The organism is Flavobacterium ardleyense (assembly GCF_033547075.1).
Taxonomy (GTDB): domain Bacteria; phylum Bacteroidota; class Bacteroidia; order Flavobacteriales; family Flavobacteriaceae; genus Flavobacterium; species Flavobacterium ardleyense_A.
In genome coordinates, this window is record NZ_CP137891.1 from 1,710,435 (window position 1) to 1,729,968 (window position 19,534).

General features: G+C 35.7%; 11 protein-coding genes. 7 read left to right on the top strand and 4 right to left on the bottom strand.

The genetic code is table 11. The features are described 5' to 3' along the window. Nucleotides 1-72: 72 nt before the first annotated feature. Nucleotides 73-1,191, top strand: coding sequence for a hypothetical protein (locus SBO79_RS07420; RefSeq protein WP_318639786.1), 1,119 nt, complete (start codon nt 73-75; stop codon nt 1,189-1,191). 39 nt (nt 1,192-1,230) lie between these two features. Here SBO79_RS07420 and SBO79_RS07425 read toward each other — a convergent pair whose 3' ends face one another. Together SBO79_RS07425 and SBO79_RS07430 are read right to left on the bottom strand one after the other, a co-directional pair. After that, nucleotides 1,231-2,121: a glycosyltransferase family 2 protein gene (locus SBO79_RS07425; protein ID WP_318639787.1), complete on the bottom strand. Its 891-nt coding sequence runs from the start codon at nt 2,119-2,121 to the stop codon at nt 1,231-1,233. Further along, the gene (locus SBO79_RS07430) at nt 2,121-2,804 is read right to left on the bottom strand and encodes a cell division ATP-binding protein FtsE (protein WP_318639788.1); all 684 of its coding nucleotides are present in this window, start codon (nt 2,802-2,804) and stop codon (nt 2,121-2,123) included. Before SBO79_RS07430 ends, SBO79_RS07425 begins: the two co-directional genes overlap by 1 nt. 215 nt (nt 2,805-3,019) lie before the next feature. On the opposite strand from SBO79_RS07430, the gene SBO79_RS07435 reads away from it, so the two are divergent. The 6 genes from SBO79_RS07435 (at nt 3,020) to secDF (ending at nt 15,061) form a co-directional block, all read left to right on the top strand. Beyond that, nucleotides 3,020-6,031, top strand: coding sequence for a tetratricopeptide repeat protein (locus SBO79_RS07435; protein ID WP_318639789.1), 3,012 nt, complete (start codon nt 3,020-3,022; stop codon nt 6,029-6,031). Nucleotides 6,032-6,086: 55 nt separating this feature from the next. Then, the gene (locus SBO79_RS07440) at nt 6,087-7,832 is read left to right on the top strand and encodes a TonB-dependent receptor (RefSeq protein WP_318639790.1); all 1,746 of its coding nucleotides are present in this window, start codon (nt 6,087-6,089) and stop codon (nt 7,830-7,832) included. A 33-nt stretch (nt 7,833-7,865) separates the two neighbouring features. After that, nucleotides 7,866-8,315 (top strand): hypothetical protein, encoded by a 450-nt coding sequence (locus SBO79_RS07445; RefSeq protein WP_318639791.1) that lies wholly within the window; start codon nt 7,866-7,868, stop codon nt 8,313-8,315. A 468-nt stretch (nt 8,316-8,783) separates the two neighbouring features. Then, nucleotides 8,784-10,724 (top strand): DNA topoisomerase (ATP-hydrolyzing) subunit B, encoded by a 1,941-nt coding sequence (gene gyrB / locus SBO79_RS07450; protein WP_318639792.1) that lies wholly within the window; start codon nt 8,784-8,786, stop codon nt 10,722-10,724. 66 nt (nt 10,725-10,790) lie between these two features. Next, nucleotides 10,791-11,723, top strand: a complete 933-nt coding sequence (locus tag SBO79_RS07455; RefSeq protein WP_318639793.1) for a malate dehydrogenase — start codon at nt 10,791-10,793, stop codon at nt 11,721-11,723. A gap of 350 nt (nt 11,724-12,073) precedes the next feature. After that, on the top strand, nt 12,074-15,061 hold the full coding sequence (gene secDF, locus SBO79_RS07460) for a protein translocase subunit SecDF (RefSeq protein WP_318639794.1): 2,988 nt from the start codon (nt 12,074-12,076) through the stop codon (nt 15,059-15,061). Between the two features lie 960 nt (nt 15,062-16,021). Here secDF and SBO79_RS07465 read toward each other — a convergent pair. Both SBO79_RS07465 and SBO79_RS07470 read right to left on the bottom strand, forming a co-directional pair. Then, nucleotides 16,022-16,387 (bottom strand): hypothetical protein, encoded by a 366-nt coding sequence (locus SBO79_RS07465; protein ID WP_318639795.1) that lies wholly within the window; start codon nt 16,385-16,387, stop codon nt 16,022-16,024. A 6-nt stretch (nt 16,388-16,393) separates the two neighbouring features. Continuing rightward, entirely contained in the window at nt 16,394-19,534 is a 3,141-nt protein-coding gene (locus tag SBO79_RS07470) for a type I restriction endonuclease subunit R (protein WP_318639796.1), read from the bottom strand.

Here is a 19,534-nt window from a genome sequence, read left to right on the forward strand (position 1 = left end):
TAAGCTACTTTTCTTCTTCGACGGGAATGCCGCACTGTCCTCGATTATAATTTTGTATTTTTGTTAAGATTTATGCAACAGAAGAAATTACATATTATTTGTTTTGACAATCCTTATCCGCCAGTTTATGGGGGTGTTATCGATGTTTTCTATAAGCTTAAGGCACTTCATAAAATAGGTGTGGAAATTAACTTGCATTGTTTTGTAGATGAAATTCCTGCAGATACTGCTGCTTTGCAAAGTATTACTGAAAGCTGCCATTTCTACAAACGGAATAATAGCATTTTTAACTTATTTTCAAAAAAACCATATTCGGTCGCATCTAGAAGTCATAAAATGCTTGCGCAAAATCTCAAAAATGATAATTTTGATATTTTGTTTGAAGGCTTACAATCCACCTCAGTTATTCGAGCGCGATGTTTTAAGGATAGAAGTCTTTATTTGCGACTTCATAATCTTGAAAACAACTACTACAAAGGTTTGGTAAAGACTGAAACTAGTATTTTTAAAAAGATTCTTTATTTCATCGAATCATATAAGTATGAAAGGTATCTCAAGAATTTAGCCGAATTCTGTTGCGTCTTCACCTTATCATCTTTTGAAACTGATGCTGTAAATGATCTATATAACAATGCCGAATATATTCCAGTTTTCCATGGGAATGATAGGATAGCGGATACTTCAGATTTTGGTCAATACGCTTTCTATAATGGTGATTTGCGAATTTCTGACAATAAAAAAGCCGCCGATTTTTTAATAGATGTGTTTCAATCGGTGGACAATTATCCACTAATTATAGCTTCTAGTTTAGAAAATGAAACATTGATGAAAAGATGTGAACAGCTCAAAAACGTGCAATATATTGTTATCAAAAACCACGAACATCTAATTAGTTTGTCTCAGAATGCTCATATTAATGTGATGTTATCATTTCAGCAATCTGGCACAAAATTGAAAGCTGTAAATGCACTTTTTCAAAGTAGGCATTGCATCATAAACAGCAATATGCTTGACGATAAGAAGTTGCGAAGTCTTTGTGAAGTTGCCGAAACCAAAGAAGAATTTATCACCGCAATTGAAACTTTAAAATCCAAACCTTTTAGAGAGCATGAACAGCGCAAGCTAATTTTGAATGAGGTTTTAGAAGATGCTGAAAATGCCGAAAAACTGTACGGATTTATTGCAAAATAGCACTGAGCGAAAAACTTTGTGGCTCAGAAATATTATTTTTTATTGCAGCTTGAGTTGCGAAAAATAGCCAAGTCGATACAAATCAAAAACCGTCATCGATGGATTGGCCGATAAAAGATTTATTTCCATATCCTTTTTGAAGTAAGAATAAAACTGACTCATCGTTTTGGTAAGACCATATTTCTCGATCGTTGCAAATTGCTTTAAAAGTCGGTTTTCGCCTTTGACCATTTCAAAATTTGTCAAATAATCTAGATTTTCTATTGCGATTCGAGTCTTTTTTAAGAAAACTTTCGAGCTATCAAGATTGATGTGAGTAGCTGGATTGTCTATATGGAAAATTTTAATATTTTTTAATTTTAAATCGTAGAAGAAAACAAGATCTTCATACCCATAATTTGTGATAACTGCCGAAAATCTATTCTCCTTAAAAACGTCTCGACTGATTAGTAGGTTTGAAGTTAGGGAAGATTGATAAGGTTTCTTCTTTCGATGTTCTACCGATAGACTTTCTCTTTTGTAACCATAAACCCAGCGAAGAATATGGGATTCACTTGGACGATTCTTTTTATAATTAATTCCGCCGTAGCAGACTTCAACTTCGGGAATTTTTAAAGTGTTCAGATAATTTTCGATAAATCGGTCTGATACAGGCATTACATCACAATCTAAAATAAGAAGCCATTCGTATTTTGATTTTTTATAAAGTGAGTTGATATTCTTGCCTCTACCAATATTTTGCTCATTAATAAAGAAATTGCAATTTTCAAGAGTTAGAATTTCACTATTCTCAATATTATGAACCGATTGAGACCCATCATCTTGGCATAAAATTTCAAATTCAATTTGCTGTTCCCGACATTGCTCCCAAAGTTTTTGAACTAGTGGAAACACATTGTAATTGTATGTGGGTATTAAAATTGATAGCATTATACGGTTCTTTGTACCACTTCAAAAATTGATGCATTTTCGCACTTAAGGGTTTTCGCAGGGAATTTTAATATTAGCGCATAGTCGTGAGTGGTCATAATAACGGTTTGACCTTTTTCATTAATCTTACGTAAAACTTCCATAATTTCTACGCTAGTTTGCGGATCTAGATTTCCTGTAGGCTCATCTGCAAGTATAAGTTCAGGATCGTTGAGCAGCGCACGAGCAATGGCAACACGTTGTTGTTCTCCGCCCGAAAGCTGATGCGGCATTTTATGCGCAAACGTAAGTAAATCTACACGATTAAGAACTTCATTGATTCTTTCGTCCATTGCAGGCTTGTCCTTCCATCCGGTGGCACGAAGCACAAATTGCATATTATCATAAATATTACGATCCGGAAGTAGTTTAAAATCTTGAAATACGATTCCAATCTTACGGCGTAGAAAAGGAATATTACTTTCTTTAAGTGTAGCCAAATCATATCCTACAATGGTGCCTTCTCCTTCTAGAAGCGGCATATCTGCATAGAGAGTTTTCATTAAACTACTCTTGCCCGAACCTGTTTTTCCGATGATGTAAATAAATTCTCCACGCTGTACCGCAAGACTAAGGTTTGATATAATCACACGTTTATCCTGTGAGATGGTAACATTTTGTAAAAAAACAATAGGTTCTGCCATTTTGGTATGTTTAAGTGGTAAAAGTAATAAGTAAAGCGGCGGTTTCAAAACTAAATTTAAAATAATGCACTCACTCACAAATTAGCTCCTACAATGCCTTCTATTTTTGATAGCATATTTAAATAGTTAAAAAAATGTGTATAATAATTGTTAAGTTGTTGCCGTTATCAGCTACAGATTCTTACTTTTGAATTTTTGATAAAAACCCATAGATAATGCATAAATACGCTCGATTACTATTTACCATTTCGCTATTTACTGTAGGTACAGTTTCGGCTCAAAATTCGGAAATTTACACCCACGAGTTAAAGGATTACGACAAAGCACTTTACCTCTATAATAATAAGCAATATCTCTCCGCTCAGATACTTTTTGATAAAGTAAAAGCAACGACAAATAACTCAGATGTACAGGGTGACTGCGCTTATTATAGTGCAAATGCTGCTATTCGTCTAGAGCAACAAGATGCCGACTCGAAAATGGAGAATTTTGTTCGCGATTATCCAAGTAGCACGAAGCAAAATCAAGCTTATATAGAGGTAGCTCATTTTTATTTTGAGCAAGGAAAATATCCACAGGCATTGGAATGGTTTGATAAAGTGGATGAGAATTCGCTTAGCGCAAAAGATCAGGAGCGTTTTGATTTCCAGAAAGGCTATTCTTTTTTCTCTGCTAAGAAAAAGAAAGAAGCGACTACTTATTTCACGAAAGTGCAAAATTCTAAAGAATACGGATCTCAAGCTAAGTATTATTTAGGTTTTATGGCTTATGAAGGTGATGATTATAAAGAAGCAACAAAATACTTTGACGAAGTTTCTGGCGAAGAAAAGTACAAAGAGAAGCTTTCGTATTTTCAAGCGGATATGAATTTCAAATTAGGAAAATTTGATAAGGCGATTGAATTAGGAAAGGCGGCTATGGCCAAAAGTAATGCGATTGAGAAATCTGAATTGAATAAGATTATTGGAGAAAGCTATTTCAACCTTGAGAAGTATGCTGAAGCCATTCCGTACTTAAACCAATATAAAGGTAAAAAAGGAAAGTGGAATAATACTGATTATTACCAATTAGGATATGCTTACTACAAGCAAAACGATTTTGAAAATGCTATTGCTCAATTTAATAAAATTGTCGGTGGAAATGACTCAGTGGCACAAAACGCTTACTACCATTTAGGTGAAAGTTATTTGAAGACTGGAAAAAAACTACAGGCTTTAAATGCTTTCAAAAATGCTTCGGAAATGTCATTTAACGAGCAAATTCAAGAAGATGCGGCTTTAAACTACGCAAAGGTTAGTTATGAAATAGGTAACTCCTATCAAGCGGTACCCGATGTGTTGAATGCATTTATCCAGAAATATCCAAAATCGCCAGCAAAGCTTGAGATCGAAAATCTATTAATAGATTCTTATATCACTTCAAAAAACTACCAAGGTGCTCTAGATTTATTAGAAAAAAATAAATCTAGCAACAAAGCAGCTTATCAGAAAGTTGCTTTTTACCGAGGTTTAGAGTTGTATACAGATGGAAATTATAGTGAAGCTTTAAAATTATTTACAAAATCGATCAACGAGCCTCGTGATGCTAAATTTCTAGCGAGAGCCACTTTTTGGAAAGCGGAAACAGAATATGTATTGGATAATTTCAGTACCGCTCTTATTACTTTTAAGCAATTTATGAATTCGGCGGAAGCCAAAAACACTCCCGAATTTAAAAACAGTAACTATAATATTGCTTACACTTATTTCAAATTAAAAGAGTACGATCAAGCAGGAGATTATTTCCAGAAGCAAATTGATGCTTCTCCAAAAGATAATGTGCGTCTAAACGATTCATACTTAAGATTGGGAGACAGCCGATTTGTTTCGGCAAAATATTGGCCAGCGATGGATGCGTACAATAAAGCAATTGAACTAAAAAGTATCGATGCAGATTATGCGGCTTATCAAAAAGCAATCAGCTACGGGTTTGTTGCTAGAAATGATCGAAAAATTGAAGATTTAAATAAATTTCTTGAGCAATTTCCAAAATCTAATTACAGAGATGATGTGATGTTTGAACTTGGAAATACATATATAGCCGAAAACAAAACCGATTTAGGATTAAAAACCTACGACAAATTGGTAGCAGAATTCAAAAACGGAAATTATAGTTCAAAAGCAATTTTACGACAAGGATTGGTTTATTACAATGCAGAAAAAGATAATGACGCTTTGGCGAAATTTAAAAAAGTGGCTGCAGACTATCCTCAATCGCCAGAAGCACTGGAAGCAGTTGCAACCGCAAGATTGATCTATATGGATTCTGGTCGAGTTAACGAATATGCTGCTTGGGTAAAAACACTGGCGTTTGTTGAAGTTACCGATGTAGATCTTGATAATGATACGTACAAAAGTGCCGAAAAGAAATATTTGCAAAACGAGACCAAAGCGGCAATTGCAGCGCTATCATCTTATATTTCATCATTTCCAAATGGTATTCACGCTTTAAAAGCGAATTTCTATCTGGCACAGTCTTACTTTAATGATGGATTGCCAAATAATGCAATTGCAAATTATGAGTATGTAGTTGGAAAGCAACGAAGCGAATTTACCGAGCAGTCGTTAGCAAGATTGGCTGAAATTTATATCAAGAAAGCTGATGTGAATAACACTATATCAACTTTAAAAAGATTAGAAACCGAAGCTGATTTTCCGCAGAACGTGACTTTTGCGCAAGCGAATTTAATGAAAACATATTACGAGCAAAAGGATTACAGCAATGCCGAAATTTATGCTACCAAAGTTTTGAGCAATCCAAAAACTGATGCAAAAGTAAAAGCAGATGCTCAAATTATTGTTGCTCGTTCAGCGATTAAAACCAATGATGAGGCAAAAGCGCGTACTGCTTACGCAAATTTACTAAGCATTGCAACAGGAGAACTTGCAGCAGAGGCATTATACTACGATGCTTACTTTAAAAATAAAGACGGAAAGTTTGAAGTATCAAACGCGGCAGTTCAGAAATTGACAAAAAATTATTCTAGCTATAAATATTTCGGAGCAAAAGGACTGATTGTAATGGCTAAAAACTTTTACGGTTTGAAGGACAGTTTCCAAGCAACTTATATCTTAGAAAGTGTGATTAAGAATTTCACGGCTTATGCAGATGTAATCGAAGAAGCGAAAGCTGAACTTGCAAAAATTAAAGGAGAAGAATCTAAAACCAATTCATCAGTTCAAAATTAAAGAACAACTACCGTTCGTTAGATTCCAATTTGATTGATATTTTATAAAGAAAATTATGATTTTAAACACAAAATATAGTACTGCATTATTAATTTTATTAGCTGCGCAAACCATGTTTTCGCAGAAGAAAGACGAGAATATCGGTACCGAGGTTGTCAACGTTGTTAAGCCTTATACACCCACTATATCGGATGCTTTCAAACTGAAAGAAACTCCAAAAATGGACGATGAAGACAATGAAAAGAAAGAGGAAATAAAATACAATATTTTTTCATTTCCGGTAGCGTCAACTTTTACACCAAGTAAAGGCCGTGCTGCAGGAGTTGACAAAAAGAAATCGGAGCAGTTATATCCAAATTTTGCAACATTTGGAGTAGGCAATTATGGCACAATCTTGGGCGAGCTATACGTTACCCGAGAAGTTGGTGATAATAGCTACATCAGTGGAATGCTTAGACATTTATCGTCAGAAGGGGGGGTAAAAAATATTTTTCTAGATGATGATTACCGTGATTCTTCACTTGATCTTACGTATGGATATAATGTGCAAAATTTGTCTTGGAAAGTAGATGCAGGATACCAAAATCAATCTTACAACTGGTATGGACTTCCTAAAGAATTTGCGGCAAGTCTTAGCCCAGAAGCAGTGGGAGTTATTGTACATAGTATAAATCCACAGCATACCTACCATAATTTTAATGTAGGCTCGGTTGTAGAGTTAAACGAAAGCATCTTTAATAGAGTAGAAGTGAAGTACAATCGTTTTTGGGATTCTTACAAATCTGAAGAAAACAGATTGATCGTGAAACCTAAAATCAGTTTTGATATTAACGATTTGCAAATACAGTCCAATTTTGTAGTTGATTATGTTGGTGGAAGTTTCAACAAACCGCACTACGATTTTACGCCAGCTAATTACGGATTTGCAAATATCGGAATTCAGCCAAGTTTTTCATTGGTTAGAAATGACTGGTCTTTTAATATTGGTGCTTCAGCTTTTTATAGCATGGATTTAGAAAATGACAAAAGTAGTTTTTATATTTATCCAAATGTAACAGCTTCGATTGATGTTGTGGGAGATTTGATGGTATTTTACGCAGGTGCTGAAGGCGGATTGCAACAAAATTCATATAGAGATTTTACAAATGTCAATCCTTATATGTCACCAGAATTTGGCGTTGCTCCAACTGATAGACAATACGATTTCTTTGCAGGACTTAAGGGAAAACTAGCTAGCAGTGTTGGTTATAATATCCGCGCGTCTTATACAAATGAGCGTAACAAAGCTTTCTTTAAGAGCAATGATTATAACGAACAATCAGAATTGCCAAACTATGCTTTTGGAAATTCATTTGGAATCGCGTACGGAAATCTAAGAACAATCTCTTTTTACGGAGAATTAAAAGCTGATTTTACAGATAAAGTATCGGCAGGTATCAACGGAAGTTTTAGTGATTACGGCGTTGATGGTGTTGCCGAAGCTTGGAATATGCCAGCAATTAAGATAGGTGCAAATCTTGAGGTTGCTATTACCGATAAAATTTCGGCTGGTACCGATTTATTCTTTACCGGAGAACGCAAGGATATTCAGCAATTTTCTAGTTTAGTTGGAGAGACAGGTGTTCGAACGTTAGAAAGTTATTTTGATGCCAATATTCACGTAAACTATAAATTTAGCGATCGTTTGAACTTCTTTTTAAGAGGAAATAATTTGGCAAATAAAAATTACGAAAAATGGCTTGACTATCCTGTGCAAGGATTGCAAGGTGTAATTGGAGCAAGCTATAAGTTTGATTTCTAAATTTGAAAACACAGAAAATTTAAATCTTATTTTATGACTTTCAAAGAAAAAGTTTGTGGGTATTATGCAGTAAATATTCAGGATAAGATTGATGTTTTCAAAGATATGATTTCGGCCCTTACCGAAGATGCAAAGAATGACAGTAAGGGTTCGGCGGGGGATAAGCATGAGACCGCTTTGTCCATGATGCACTTAGAGCAAGAGAAGTTGAATTACAAAATATTGGAAAATGTAGCGGCTAAAAAAGCTTTTGATCAAATTGACTTCGGCAGAAAGTCGGACAAAGTTATTTTGGGAAGTTTGGTGCAGGCAAATTCGACATTTTTTCTGATCTCGGTCGCGCTACCGAAGACCATATTTGATGGGCACACCATTTATGGTTTATCAACCGAATCCCCTTTGGCGAAAGCCTTACTAGGACAAACAGTAGGGTACAGCTTCAAGATAAATAGTAGCGAGTATCTGATTAATGATATTTTATAGGGAAGAGTTAAATTGTTGATGTGTTTATGCGTTTAATTGTTGATGTATAATGGCGTTTAATTGTTGAAATGATTATGCGTTTAATTGTTAAATGGTAATTTTTGGGTATAGTAAAATATTTATATTCTATAGAGTCTCCAATTAAATTCTTCAGCCACTCAACGATTATAAAATACATCCATGCAAAAATAGATGATTCAACCCTTCAACAATCCAACCCTTCAAAAATCCAACCCTTCAAAAATCCAACAATCCAACAATCCAAGAATTTAACAATTTAACGATTCTACAAATAAACAACCACTGCAGCGATGCGGTTTTTTTTAGCTCTAAGCCGTTGGAAATGACAGTAAATAAGTGTTAAATGTTGATAACTTAGCTAGGTTTAAGTGCATTAAATCCTATAAATTCAGTACGATTTTGTATATTTGCGTGTTAGACAAAAATCACATCAGAGAACAAAATAATATGAGCGAAGAAGTTAATAAGAATAGTTATTCGGCAGACAGTATTCAGGCATTAGAAGGAATGGAGCACGTAAGAATGCGACCTTCCATGTATATTGGAGACATTGGTGTTCGTGGTCTTCATCATTTGGTTTACGAAGTCGTAGATAACTCTATTGATGAGGCTATGGCAGGTCATTGCGATAAAATTTCGGTTACTATCAACGAAGATAATTCGGTGACAGTACTAGATAACGGGCGTGGTATTCCAATCGATATGCACAAAAAAGAAGGTGTCTCGGCACTGGAAGTTGTAATGACAAAAATTGGTGCAGGTGGAAAATTCGACAAGGACTCTTACAAAGTTTCTGGTGGACTTCACGGTGTAGGGGTTTCAGTGGTAAATGCATTATCAAAACATTTGCGAGCGACTGTCTACAGAGAAGGGAAAATTTACGAGCAAGAGTATGAGCGCGGAAAGCCATTGGCACCTGTGCATGAAATAGGAACTACAGACAAGAGAGGTACCGAAGTTACTTTCTATCCAGACGAAACTATTTTTACTCAAACAGTAGAATTTAGCTACGATACCCTATCAGCTCGTATGCGTGAGCTTTCTTTCTTGAATAAAGGAATTACAGTAATCTATACTGACAAAAGAGAATTAGATAAAGACGGGAATTTTATCCAAGAAATTTTTCATTCTGACGAAGGTCTAAAAGAATATATCAGATACCTTGACGGAAATAGAGAGCCAATTATTGCACATGTAATTAGCATGGATAATGAGAAAGGCGAAATTCCAGTCGAAGTGGCTTTGATTTATAATACAAGTTATACTGAGAATATTTTCTCTTATGTAAATAATATTAATACCCATGAAGGTGGTACGCACTTGCAAGGTTTTAGAACAGGTCTTACAAGATCTTTAAAAAAATATGCAGATGCGTCGGGAATGTTGGACAAACTGAAATTTGATATTTCTGGTGATGACTTCCGTGAAGGGCTTACGGCAATTATTTCGGTAAAAGTTCAAGAGCCACAATTTGAGGGACAGACAAAAACAAAACTTGGAAATAGAGAAGTAGTTTCTCCGGTTTCGCAAGCGGTAGGAGATATGATCGAAGCTTATTTGGAAGAAAATCCAAATGATGCTCGCATCATTGTTCAAAAGGTAATTCTTGCAGCGCAAGCACGTCACGCGGCGAAAAAAGCTCGTGAAATGGTTCAGCGTAAAACCGTAATGGGCGGCGGTGGACTTCCAGGAAAACTTTCTGATTGTTCTGAACAAGATCCTGCAAAATGTGAAGTATATCTAGTCGAGGGAGACTCGGCAGGTGGTACGGCAAAGCAAGGTCGTGATCGATCTTTTCAAGCAATTTTGCCGCTTCGAGGTAAGATTTTGAACGTTGAAAAAGCAATGCAACACAAGGTTTTTGAAAATGAAGAGATCAAAAATATCTTTACTGCTCTGGGAGTTACAGTTGGTACTGCCGAAGATTCAAAAGCTTTAAATATTGAAAAACTACGGTACCATAAAGTAATTATTATGTGTGATGCCGATGTCGATGGTAGTCACATTGCAACTCTTATTCTTACTTTCTTCTTTAGATTTATGAGAGAATTAATCGAGAATGGACACATTTATATTGCAGCTCCGCCATTATACCTGGTTAAAAAAGGGAATAAAAAAGAGTATGCGTGGAGTGACGATGATCGTGATGCTGCCAATGCTCGTATGGGCGGAAGTGCAAATATCCAACGTTATAAAGGTCTTGGAGAGATGAATGCTGAGCAGTTGTGGGAAACTACGATGGACCCAGAATACAGAACATTGCGTCAGGTAACGATTGATAGTCTTGTAGAAGCTGACCGCGTATTTTCGATGCTAATGGGCGATGAGGTACCACCTCGTAGAGAATTTATCGAGAAAAATGCAGCTTACGCTAAAATTGACGCTTAATTCAATAAAATTAGTATAAATTGCATTTGCAAAAGAATTGCAATTATAACAAAAAGCTCAAAATATATGAAAGTAACGATAGTAGGCGCTGGAAATGTTGGTGCCAGTTGTGCAGATGTAATCTCTTATAGAGGAATTGCTAGTGAAGTTGTTTTATTGGATATTAAAGAAGGTTTTGCCGAAGGTAAAGCAATGGATATTATGCAATGCAGCAGTAATACAGGTTTCAACACAGTAGTTACTGGTGTTACTAATGATTATTCTAAAACTGCCAACAGTGATGTGGTAGTAATCACCTCGGGAATTCCAAGAAAACCAGGAATGACCAGAGAAGAATTAATCGGAATCAATGCTGGAATCGTCAAGTCGGTGGCAGAAAATGTTTTAAAACATTCACCAGATACAATTTTGGTGGTAGTTTCTAATCCAATGGACACAATGACTTATTTGGCATTGAAATCTTTAGGAATGGACAAAAAGAAAATCATCGGAATGGGTGGTGCTCTTGACAGTTCACGATTCAAATACTTTTTAGCGAAAGCTTTAGACAAACCAATCAACGATATTTCGGCAATGGTAATTGGAGGTCACGGTGATACCACCATGATTCCACTTACTAGATTAGCTTCCTACAATGGAATTCCTGTTTCTGAATTTTTATCAGAATCAGAACTTTCAGAAGTGGCAAGTAGTACAATGGTAGGAGGAGCAACACTTACTAAATTGCTAGGAACATCTGCTTGGTACGCTCCGGGAGCTTCGGTAGCATATTTAGTAGATAGTATTCTCAACAATCAAAGAAAAATGATTGCTTGTTCGGTAATGCTAGACGACGAATACGGTCAGAACGATATTTGCATCGGCGTACCTTGTATTATAGGAAGAAATGGAATCGAAGAAATCGTAAAAATCGAACTGAACGAGCAAGAAAAGCAAAAATTTGCCGAAAGTGCAGAAGCAGTTAGAAATATGAATGCAGATTTAAAATCTCATTTATAGTGATACAAAATTTATAAAATTTCAATTAAGTGCTATGTCGAAAGATGTAGCACTTTTTTTGTGAAATAAGTGAAAAAGTAAATTGTCAAATTAATAATTCAAACCCACGAAAGTGCTTGTAAGATCTATTTATCGCTACAATTTTTAACATATAATTAATAATGTTCGATAATTGAATGATAGTACAAAATAAAATTGTTTAATCTTTTCGTAAATTATATATTTGCACGTTTCAAAAAAACTCCACATTAGTTGCACTGTCTTTTGGGCAACCAACATTTGAGCATTAATCTGGTATTTTTCACCAAACAATATTGACTGAACCAAAAAATAATTAATTTTTAGTAGTAATGCAGAATAGAGGACTCGTTAAATTTTTCGCAATAATATTTGCGCTGGTAAGTATTTACCAACTTTCTTTCACCTTTGTCGCTCAAAAAATTCAGGATGACGCAAAGGAATTTGCTGCAGGCGACTCGCAAAGGCAAATTAGATATTTAGATTCTATTGGAAAAGAAAAAGTCTATAATCTAGGTTTTACTGATTTTACTTATGATGAAGTAAAAGGAAAACAGATCAATAAAGGACTTGACCTTGAAGGAGGAATCAACGTAATTCTTGAAATTTCTGTAAAAGATATTTTGAAAGGATTGGCCAATAACTCAAAAGATCCAATCTTTAATAAGGCGCTTGTTGATGCATCAGCAAATAGAGAAGGAAATCAAGATTATATTGATGCATTCTTTATTGCTTTTGAAAAAGAAGCGGAAGGAAAAACCAAATTAGCATCTCCAGAAATTTTTGCAAATAAAATAATGGGTGACGATATGACTTTCAAAATGACTAATGACGAAGCTAAGAAAGTGCTTCGTAGAAAAGTTGATGAGTCTATTGGAAGTGCATTTCAGGTATTAAACAAACGTATTGACAAATTTGGTGTAGTACAACCTAATATTCAAAGACTTGGTCAATCAGGTCGTATCTTGGTTGAATTGCCAGGAGCACAAGAAATTGATCGTGTTAAGAAATTACTACAAAGTACAGCACAATTAGAATTTTGGGAAACTTACAAAATTGACGAATTAGGTGAATTCCTAATGGCGGCAAACGAAACTCTAAAAGCTACAGAAGGTAAAGACATTCAAGTAACCGAAGCAAAACCGGCTACCGGAATTGACTCACTACTTACCGATACAAAAAGTGATTCAACTGCATTAGCAAAAGGAAACAATCCACTTATCGATACATTTGTTGCTCAAGGAGGCGGACCAGTTTTGGCTGTGGTTTCTACAAGAGATACAGCAAAAATCAATGGATACCTAAAGAGAGCAGACATTCAGAGATTACTACCAGCAGACAAGCGTTTTGCCAAATTTGTTTGGGGTATTCCAACTGCAATCAAAACTGATAAAGGCGCTACTATCGAATCGGTCGAATTGTATGCACTTAAAGGAAATAGAGACAATCAAGCTGCGATGAGCGGTGGAGTTGTTACAGATGCAAAAGATTCTTTTGACCAATTAGGAAAACCATCGGTTACAATGCAGATGAGTGGTGTAGGAGCTAGAGAGTGGGAAGAACTTACTGGAAATGCTTTTACTACAAAAGGAAATATAGCAATCGTTCTTGATGATGTAGTTTATTCTGCACCAGGAGTTTCTAGCGGACCAATTGCCGGTGGAAGATCAGAAATTTCAGGAATGTTTGACGTTGCACAAACAAAAGATTTAGCAAACGTTCTACGTGCGGGTAAATTACCGGCAGCTGCAGAAATCGTTCAATCAGAAATTGTAGGACCATCATTAGGTCAAGAAGCTATTGATAACGGAACAAACTCTGCAATCGTAGGTTTATTATTAGTATCTCTTTGGATGATGCTTTATTATGGTAAAGCAGGTTGGTATGCAAATATCGCTTTGGCAGTTAACTTATTATTCCTTTTCGGAATTCTTGCAAGCTTAGGTGCTGTACTTACATTGCCTGGTATTGCTGGTATCGTACTTACAATGGGAACTGCGGTAGATGCAAATATCATTATCTACGAGCGATCTAAAGAAGAATTAAGACTAGGAACACCACTAGATTTAGCAGTAAAAAAATCTTTTAGCTGGGAAGGCGCAATGTCATCAATTACCGATGCCAACGTAACCCACATCTTAACAGGAGCGGTACTTTTAATTTTTGGTACAGGACCAATCAAAGGATTTGCAACTACTTTATTAATTGGTATTGCTACCTCTTTATTTACGTCAATTTTCATCACAAGAATTTTATTGGAGTGGAGTATTTCACGTAGAAACAACCTAACATTCGTAACTGGATTTTCTAAAAATTTCTTTACCAAATTCAATTTTGATTTCTTAGGAAAAAAGAAAATTGCCTACGGTATGTCAATCGCAATCTTAATTATTTGTATTGCATCACTTGCTACAAACGGACTTAACTATGGTACTGATTTCGTAGGTGGAAGAACATTCCAAATTCGTTTTGAAAAACCAGTTTCTGCCGAAGATGTTAAAGGCGACCTTGCACAAGTATTTGACGGTAGTGCCGAAGCAAAAGTATATGGATCGGACAATCAACTGAAAATTACTACCAAGTATAAAGTTGACGAAACAGGTTCAGAAGCAGATTTAGAAGTAAACAAATTGCTTTTTGATAATTTGAAAAAGCACTATGGTCCAGATATGACCTATGATAAATTTATCAATGCCTACGACGGTAAAAACCTAGGATTGCTTTCTGCATCTAAAGTAGGACCTTCTGTAGCAGATGATATCAAGACAAACTCAATTTGGGCAGTATTAGGAGCAATGGCGCTAGTATTTATCTACCTGATGATAAGTTATAGAAGATGGCAGTATTCTCTTGGAGCAGTAGCTGCAGTAGCGCATGACGTTATCTTCGTTCTAGGTATCTACTCACTATTATGGAAATACCTTCCTTTTGGGATGGAGATAGATCAGCACTTTATTGCTGCGATTTTGACTGTAATTGGATACTCGCTAAATGATACTGTAATTGTATTTGACAGGGTTCGTGAGTACCTTGCCGGAAAAGAGAAAGGTAACTTTAATCAAATTGTAAACAAATCGATTAACTCAACCATGTCCAGAACGGTAAATACATCTCTTACCATGATTATGGTTTTACTAATCATGTTCATCTTCGGAGGAGAGTCAATTAGAGGATTTATCTTTGCAATGCTTATCGGTATTGTAGTAGGAACCTACTCATCACTTTTCATTGCAACGCCAATTTTGGTGGATACGATTCCACAAGCAGAGCACGATGCAATCGAAGCTAGACATAATAAACCAGAAGAAGTAGTTGCATAAATTTGTAACCCTTATATACCAAAAAACCCGGCTTAGGTCGGGTTTTTTGCGTTTAAAAATATTCAAAATAATCTAGGCAATCCTTTTTTGGCTTTCGCCGAATTTATGCTGCACGAGTAATTTTTGGATTTGGTGCCAAATTGAAGTACCGCGGTTTAGCAGATGCAGCCGCTGGGCTGAAGTCGTAAATGGTAATTTGTATGTTGTATATTGTATATTGTATATTGTATATTGTATATTGTATAATGTAGATTGTATACTGTATATTGTATAATGTATATTGTATAACGTATATTGTAAAATGTATGTTGTTTAATGTAGATTGTATATCGTATATCCAACTTCGTAAATCGTAACTCTAAATTCGTAAATCCAACTTCGTAAATCCAACTTCGTAAATCCAACTTCGTAATTCGTAATTCGTAAATCCAACTTCGTAAATCGTCTATCGCAAATCGTATATCCTTCTGGCTTTCGCCGAAAGACTTCAAGGCACTTCAACAGTTGTTTAACGCGAAGCAGATTGTATTTCAGTTCACTTCTAGCAAGAAGGGGATTTGTCCTTGGTTGAAGGTGGAGTGGTGGGGGAGAAGGCGAGGTTTTTACGCTGAGCCCAACTACAAAGCTTGTAAAGAGATCGTTGTTTAATAAGTGTAGGAATATTGTTCTTGAAAGAATCAAACCTAGCTATTACTTGCTTGCTTGCTTGCTTGCTTGCTTGCTTGCTTGCCGCTGAAATTCGGAAATTGCCTAATTTGTGTGTAAGCAATCTCCAGAGTGGTTGGTCGGAAATCCCGGCATACCACTTTATGATCTAATTCAGCTCCTTTAAAAACATTCTTAATGTGCTAATACTAGTAGATTTAGATTTTTGAAATAGTTCGCAAATTTGAGCTTGGGTTAGCCAAACGGTTTCTTCCTGCAATTGTGCATAAATAACTTTCTTAAACCTTACTTCTCTCAATCACAATTGCAAGTATAATCTATAATATAGGCATGAAATCGTGAACCATAGGAATCCGTTTCTCCGTAACCGCCATTTTTAAAGCTGCTCCAGTTTCTGGAAGGAATACCACAAAATATGTATGTATTTGTAGAATAACTGTACTTGTTTTTTTTAATTTTTGCTATGACATAGTATTTACCATCATACGTGTAGGCGGTAACTTCATTCAACCATTCTGAATCCAAGGTGAAGCTGCTAACCTTCGAAACATACGAACCTTCCGTTTTTATAAATTCAAGCAAATCATCACAAGATACGGATTGAGAGTAGCTGTTAACACTAAAAGTAAATAGCAGCATTAATAGTAATTTTGCTTTCATAATAAGTTAATTATTGTTTTTCTTAAAGTTTTCTGCCTGCTCAAAGATCTCCACATAAACCTCATCTTTATCAACCGGAGGATATCCGAACTCATCCAACATTAAAATCAAACCGACTTTCAAGGCAGCTTTAATATCTTCTCTTTTATTCCAATCTGGGAATTTAGCTTTAGATTCAACAAGATCTTTGACTGCTTTCGCTAATTCAATCAATTTATCTTCTGGATAATTAAAATCATATTTTACACAAAGCATTTTCAAAATATCGTAAAACGCTTTCTCTTCAAAGTCAATACCTAACGAATCTCCAGCCGAAAATTCTTTATGAACCTCCCAAATCATTTCCGTTAATTGGTCAGCCATTTCTTCATAGACTTCACTACGTAAAATATCGTTTTCACTTCTTTCATTATAACGTTCCACTAACGATTGCATCTTTTTACTAAAGTCAACACCTTTTACTTTGTTTACTTTTTTAATTTCCTGAATCGCTTTTGCCAACAACTGTTGCAGTAACTTTATCTTGGTATTCGGTAATTTAATTTTATTAATCTTAGCCAAGTAATCTTCGTCAAACAAATCTTGCTCACTTTCGGTGTCGTGACCTAACTTAAATATTTCTTCAACACCATCACTCTGCAAGGCATTTTTAATCATTTCGCGTACTTTGGCATTCATTTGTGCGGTGTCGGGTGCATTGCCTTTGGTCAGTTTGAAAACTATTGACCGAACTGCTAAATAAAAGTGCGTATAATCACGTTCTGTTTGATTGAGTTCTTCGCTTCCTACACAGATATCATAGGCGGCTTTCAAACGTTTTACCAATCCCATAAAACGAGTTTCAAACTCTTTGGTTTGTTGAACAAATTCTGCCGCTTCATTAAGATTTTGTAGTTGCTCTAAAGTAGAGCCATGAAAGTAGTTTCTACTATCGTATTTGTGCAACAACTTAGCAAGTAAGTCTAAATGATTGCGGACAATACGAACCGACTCAGCCACATCTTCAAAATTATCTTTATCACCTGTGCCGTATTTTGCCAGAGCCAAATTCATTTGTTTCTTAATCCCAATATAATCTACGACCAAACCTTTGTTTTTGTTGGCATAGTTTCGGTTGACACGAGAAATAGTCTGAATCAAATTATGTTGCTGCAAAGGCTTGTCAATATAAATGCTGTCTAAGAAAGGCACATCAAAACCAGTCAACCACATATCGACAACAATAGCAATCTTAAAGTTCGATTTTTCTTGTTTAAATTGTTCGTCTAATTTCTTACGATCGTCTTTCGTTCCCAACAAATCATACATTTCCTTTGGATCATCTTTGCCACGCGTCATAATCATTTTGATGCGCTCTATTTTCTTAAGCTCTTTCTTTTCTTTTTCATTGAGAATAGCTCCTTTTTCGGCTCTTCTTTTTTCATTCCATTCAGGACGTAAAGCAATAATGTTTTGAAATAGGGCATAGGCAATCTCTCTACTGCTGCAAACAAAAAGGGCTTTTCCTTTCACGGTAGCTCCTTCATCAATGCGTGTTTCGTAATGCATTACAAAATCTTCCGCTATGGCTTTTAGACGTTGCGGGTCGCCCAAAATAACGTTCATACTTGTCGTTTCTTCCTTGCTTTTTTCTATCTGATAATCGTTGGCTCCTTCTTCGGCAACCATATCATAGTATTGCTCTATTTTTTGTAACTCAGTATTTTGCAAAACTACTTTAGCAGCTCTTCCTTCATAGGCAATACGAACCGTAATTTCATCTTTAACCGATTCCGTCATTGTATACGCATCTACCACTTTTCCAAAAACATCTAAAGTAGCATCTATCGGAGTTCCTGTAAACCCAACGTAAGTTGCATTGGGTAATGAATCATGCAAATACTTAGCAAATCCATACGATTTACTAACACCTTCTGCGGTGACTTTTACCTTTTGGTCTAAATTGGTCTGACTTCTATGAGCTTCATCCGAAATACAAATAATATTCGTTCGATCAGAAAGAAGTAAAGTATCTTCAGTAAACTTATGAATGGTCGTTAAAAACACACCACCACTTTGTCTGCCTTGTAAAAGTTCCCGTAATTGACTACGGCTTTCAACGGTCATAATATTATTATCACCAATATACTTTTTAGCATTGGTAAATTGTTTAGATAATTGGTCGTCTAAATCGGTGCGGTCGGTGATTAATATGATGGTTGGACTTTCAAAATACTCGCTTTTCATTAACAATCTTGTTAAGTAAAGCATCGTGAAACTCTTGCCGCAGCCAGTAGCTCCAAAGTAAGTACCACCTTTTCCGTCGCCTAATGGTTTTTGAGCGATTTTAATGTTGTCAAACAAAGCTCTTGCCGCATAATATTGTGGATAACGACAAACTATCTTTTCGTTCTTTTTCGAACTATCAGGAATATAAATAAAGTTACACAAGATGTCTTTCAATCGCTCTTTATGAAACATCCCTTGTACCAAAGTGTACATACTATTAATGCCATCAACATCTTTGGCTAATCCTGCTACTCGTCGCCAAGCATAGAAAAACTCATACGGTGCAAACAGCGAACCTGCTTTATTATTGATACCATCGCTAATCACTGTAATAGCGTTATACTTTAGCAATTCTGGAATATCTCTAGTATAACGCGTAGTAATTTGTACAAAAGCATCATGCAAAGTAGCATCTTCTCTAATAGCGCTTTTAAATTCAAAAACTACCAAAGGCAAGCCGTTTATGTAAATAATACCATCAGGAATTCTTTTCTCAGTGCCAATGATTTCCATTTGGGTAACAAACCGATAGGTATTGTTGTCTTTGGCACCATAATCCAACAAATACACCCAAATATCTTTCCTAGTTCTATCTTCTCTTTTTAAAGCAAAACCATCCGAAACCCATTTTAAAAATGTTTTATTGCTTTCATACAAATCTGTAGCTGACAACGTTTGCAGTTGCATTATAATAGACTGCACTTCGTTTGCTGTGATGCCTTCGTGGTCATATCGTGCAAACAAAGACGCTTTTAAATCTTCCACCAACAACACTTCTTCTGGTGTACGTATTAACGCAGCACCAAAAGCATGAGGATAGCCTTCATTAGCTAATAGCTCTGTAAACGCGGTTTCTAGTTTGGCTTCGGTGAATTTCAT

What these genes read in the sequence shown, in the direction of transcription:
- SBO79_RS07440 (WP_318639790.1), top strand. Translation starts at nt 6,087, where the DNA reads ATGATTTTAAACACAAAATATAGTACTGCATTATTAATTTTATTAGCT.
- SBO79_RS07430 (WP_318639788.1), bottom strand. Translation starts at nt 2,804, where the DNA reads ATGGCAGAACCTATTGTTTTTTTACAAAATGTTACCATCTCACAGGAT.
- SBO79_RS07425 (WP_318639787.1), bottom strand. Translation starts at nt 2,121, where the DNA reads ATGCTATCAATTTTAATACCCACATACAATTACAATGTGTTTCCACTA.
- secDF (WP_318639794.1), top strand. Translation starts at nt 12,074, where the DNA reads ATGCAGAATAGAGGACTCGTTAAATTTTTCGCAATAATATTTGCGCTG.
- SBO79_RS07435 (WP_318639789.1), top strand. Translation starts at nt 3,020, where the DNA reads ATGCATAAATACGCTCGATTACTATTTACCATTTCGCTATTTACTGTA.
- SBO79_RS07465 (WP_318639795.1), bottom strand. Translation starts at nt 16,387, where the DNA reads ATGAAAGCAAAATTACTATTAATGCTGCTATTTACTTTTAGTGTTAAC.
- gyrB (WP_318639792.1), top strand. Translation starts at nt 8,784, where the DNA reads ATGAGCGAAGAAGTTAATAAGAATAGTTATTCGGCAGACAGTATTCAG.
- SBO79_RS07420 (WP_318639786.1), top strand. Translation starts at nt 73, where the DNA reads ATGCAACAGAAGAAATTACATATTATTTGTTTTGACAATCCTTATCCG.
- SBO79_RS07445 (WP_318639791.1), top strand. Translation starts at nt 7,866, where the DNA reads ATGACTTTCAAAGAAAAAGTTTGTGGGTATTATGCAGTAAATATTCAG.
- SBO79_RS07455 (WP_318639793.1), top strand. Translation starts at nt 10,791, where the DNA reads ATGAAAGTAACGATAGTAGGCGCTGGAAATGTTGGTGCCAGTTGTGCA.
- SBO79_RS07470 (WP_318639796.1), bottom strand. Translation starts at nt 19,534, where the DNA reads ATGAAATTCACCGAAGCCAAACTAGAAACCGCGTTTACAGAGCTATTA.